This window comes from uncultured Campylobacter sp., from assembly GCF_938045775.1.
Taxonomy (GTDB): Bacteria; Campylobacterota; Campylobacteria; order Campylobacterales; family Campylobacteraceae; genus Campylobacter_B.
This window is the reverse complement of record NZ_CALIBH010000143.1, coordinates 1-3,527: the sequence shown is the minus strand read 5'-3', so window position 1 is coordinate 3,527 and position 3,527 is coordinate 1. Positions and strand designations below refer to the sequence as shown.

Sequence of the window (3,527 nt, the reverse complement as noted above, 5' to 3'; positions counted from 1 at the left end):
AGCCGAAGTAAAGGAAAAGTTCGGCTATAAAATTTTAACCGACATCCACGAAAGCTACCAGGCAGAGCCCGTCGCGCGCGTCGCCGACGTGCTGCAAATACCTGCGTTTTTGTGCCGCCAAACCGACCTACTCGTCGCCGCAGCCAGCACGCAAGCGGTAGTAAATATCAAAAAGGGTCAGTTTTTATCGCCACAGGCGATGAAACACAGCGTCGAAAAGGTGCTGCAAACCCGTAGCGCACGGGCTTATACTCCGCAAAGCGGTGCGGCATCTAGCGATACAAAGGCCGCTCAAAACAGCGCCTGCTACGACGATGCCGAAATTTGCGGCGCGCAAAACAGCGCCCGAAGCGGTGCGAATGACGGCTCTTCGGTGCCAAACGCGAAAAATTCTTGTGCCGCACGATCGGACGCACAAAATTTTATTCATACTTGTGGCGCTAAAAGCGGCACCGAAAATGCCGCTAAAGGTACGACGACACCTTGTGCCGCGCAAAGCGATAACAAAAGCGAAGCGCAAAGCACCTTGCAACCAAACTTATCTCATACTTGCAACGCGCAAGACGGCTCGATAAGTGCCGCGCAAAACGCCGCGCAGCCGAGCGACGAAGGGATGCACGATCTGGCGCGCCGCCACGGCGTTTGGCTCACCGAGCGCGGCAGTACCTTCGGCTACGGAAATTTGATCGTCGATATGCGCTCGCTGCCGATTATGCGCGAGTTTGCGCCGGTCATTTTCGACGCGACGCACAGCGTGCAGATGCCTAGTATCGGCGCTACGAGCGGCGGCGATTCGCGCTTCGTGCCGTACCTCGCGCGAGCGGCGGCGGCCGTGGGCGTGGACGGGTTTTTTTACGAGACGCACCCAGATCCCGCTCACGCGCTTTCGGACGGGCCGAATATGTTAAATTTACAGCAGCTCGAGCGCGTCGTAGCGCAGACGCTCGCGATTCAAAAAGCGCTCGGATTTTAGCTCGCGATACCTTGGATTAAATTTAAACCTCACGCCAATGCTCACGAATTTTGCGCTTAAAATTCGCGAACATGGCTCTATCTCGCAAAATTTCCCTATCTTTAATTTCATATTTTTGACTTAAATTTAAGTAAAAATTCATGGTTATACAACGTTCTTCTGTTTTATTTCAAAGAGCGCAAAAATGGATTATGCCAAATTAATCTCGTAAAGAGCAGAGAGACAGTCGCGAAGACTACTAAAAACGCTAGACCACTTCTATCATTCATTTTATACGATCAGCAAAGGCGCAGAAATTTTGGGTAAGATGCTGAAATAAAGCTTACGGTGACCCCTTACGCAAATATTTTAGAATTTTGCAATTAGCCATTTTGTAACTACAAAAGCACGCAAAATTCTAAAATCACCAGATAAATTTATAAATTTTATCGTCGTAAATTCAGCTCGATGCTTTAGCGGCTATCTAAGATTTTTTATAGTAACATCTGCGTTTACGTCTATTGTATCGCTATAGCCAATTCGGTTTATATAATCAATACCTATCGGCGCTCTTATGCTCTCAATACTTATCGTACTCGGAACATAAAGATCTGTTTCTAAATAAAAGCTCACTCCCTTGTAATAATGCACGCAGACCCCAAACAATATAATAGCTATCGTTAATAATGATATCGCGGTTATGCCGCTAAAGGCTAGTTTTAATAATCTTTCGATATCCCCTCCGTTAAAAGAAACTTTCTCTTTTATTGCAGCTTTCTTTTCAGGGATAAATTCTTTGCTATTTGCAGATCTACTTTTGGACCCAAATAGTGCAAGAGCTATAAATACAGTTAATGGCAATGCGATTATACCGCAAAGAAGTGCTGTTGAGTTTTCCATATTTTCTCCTTTAAAATAGACTTTCTCTTTTAAAATTTTTACAGTAAAAATCAAAAAATGTATCCTTATCTGCAAAAATTTCTTTAAAAATTCCGTTTCGGCTTAATCCTACAAAGAGCGCGGCAGCACGAGATTGAGCGGAAAATGACTTTTTAGGATTAAATTCTATATCGCTGAAATAATCGTATTTTAAAATTTCATCCGCTAAATTTGGATTTTGTTTTAGAGCGCTTAGATATAAAAAATCATAAAAATATGTTTTTGGTTCAGTACTAAAACGTTCACCGAAAAGCTCAAATCCGCAAAAATTCCCGCTATTTTTTAGCGGCGGGTATTTTTTAGGATGAGCTTTGGCACTAAAAATAATCTCTTCAAACTGACCGCCTCGCTCAAAAAATTTTGAGCCTTGAAAAAAGCGCTCGACGCTAGCTTCTATGAAATTTTTATCTTCATCTTTCAAGCGAAGCTTTAGATTAAAAGCGCTTAATGCTTTGCCGAGAGGATTTGGCGATGCCTTACTGATTTCTAGAATTTTTTCGCTTTTAAGCTCGGCTCTAGCGTTGCTTAAAAGGCTATCTATTGATTTTATCTTTTGAGATAACGCAAAGCCGCTAAAGAATTCAAATTTTATATCTACGCTTTTTACAAAAGGACTTTTATCTATCGCATAAAAAATCGGTCTAATAGCCTGCATTTTCTAATTCCTAACTAGCGGTATTATTTCACTTATAAATTTTAGCGGAATCTTTTCGTAAATCATAACTTCAGCTTGTGAAATTTTGTATAAACTATTTTGAGCCTCACTGTGCGGTGGAAATTCTTGTATAGAATAAAGCCTATCGAAATCTAAATAGTTTTTGATGACACTATATTTTTCGATATGTGCCGCATTAGCCGTTGCATTTTGATCACTCATAATAAAAGCATGATAGAATAGTACGAACGGAGAGATCAAAATTATTGCAAAATCATCGCTTGGATGTTTTTCGATAAAAGTACGAAGCATGTAATTGTTGCTTATAATAGATAGGTGCACGTAATCTCCTAAATTCCGCCTATTATCTAGTTCTTTAGATAGATTATTAGTTAACAAATTCGGTTTTATATCGCCACTTTCTAAATGGCTTATGCTGAAAACTCCAGCCATTTTTATAATGGAGCTTAAATTTGAAAGTTTTGTTAAATGGATAAAATCGTAATATTTGCTCTTGCCTGTAAAATTATCATTAATGAAAGCTAGGGCTTCTTGATAGTTTTCGTCTTTGGTTAAATTAAACTTCGGCTCCGGTTTGAAATCCGCAATATCACCGACTTGAGGAATATTTGGGTAATGAAAATTCTTGCAGCGAGAAAATTTCTTTATATTCGCAATAGCGGCGTCTAGACTGGAATACATAACAAATCCTTAAAATTAAATTTAAGGTAAATGATACTCTCTCTCTCTCTCTCTCTCTTAAATTTTGACTTAAAATTATGATGGTTTTTTAATAGAAATTTATAAGTAATTTACTTAATATATAAAATTTTTGCTGCATAGGCTTAGTGATTTTTTACTCATCACACATATCGAAATTTAATCGCAAGGATATCAAACCGCTATTCTGCGCTTTATTTTGTATCTTTATCTAAAATTTTGTTTTTGTCGCTATAATGCGGCTTCTTGACCTTTTCGTCT

3 protein-coding genes and 1 pseudogene are annotated in these 3,527 nt (G+C 39.8%); 1 reads left to right on the top strand and 3 read right to left on the bottom strand.

The window, feature by feature from the left end; translation table 11 throughout:
- Positions 1-973 (top strand): annotated as a pseudogene (locus Q0238_RS05540) (hypothetical protein); the annotation flags it as partial.
- Between the two features lie 459 nt (positions 974-1,432).
- Here the strand turns inward: Q0238_RS05540 and Q0238_RS05535 are convergent.
- From Q0238_RS05535 to Q0238_RS05525, 3 genes are read right to left on the bottom strand one after another with little or no spacing between them, the layout of a single operon-like run.
- Positions 1,433-1,852, bottom strand: a complete 420-nt coding sequence (locus Q0238_RS05535; RefSeq protein ID WP_297943749.1) for a hypothetical protein — start codon at positions 1,850-1,852, stop codon at positions 1,433-1,435.
- 10 nt (positions 1,853-1,862) lie between these two features.
- Positions 1,863-2,546 (bottom strand): hypothetical protein, encoded by a 684-nt coding sequence (locus tag Q0238_RS05530; protein WP_297943746.1) that lies wholly within the window; start codon positions 2,544-2,546, stop codon positions 1,863-1,865.
- 3 nt (positions 2,547-2,549) lie between these two features.
- Positions 2,550-3,248, bottom strand: coding sequence for a DarT ssDNA thymidine ADP-ribosyltransferase family protein (locus tag Q0238_RS05525; RefSeq protein WP_297943743.1), 699 nt, complete (start codon positions 3,246-3,248; stop codon positions 2,550-2,552).
- Positions 3,249-3,527 lie beyond the last annotated feature (279 nt).

What these genes read in the sequence shown, in the direction of transcription:
- Q0238_RS05530 (WP_297943746.1), bottom strand. Translation starts at nt 2,546, where the DNA reads ATGCAGGCTATTAGACCGATTTTTTATGCGATAGATAAAAGTCCTTTT.
- Q0238_RS05535 (WP_297943749.1), bottom strand. Translation starts at nt 1,852, where the DNA reads ATGGAAAACTCAACAGCACTTCTTTGCGGTATAATCGCATTGCCATTA.
- Q0238_RS05525 (WP_297943743.1), bottom strand. Translation starts at nt 3,248, where the DNA reads ATGTATTCCAGTCTAGACGCCGCTATTGCGAATATAAAGAAATTTTCT.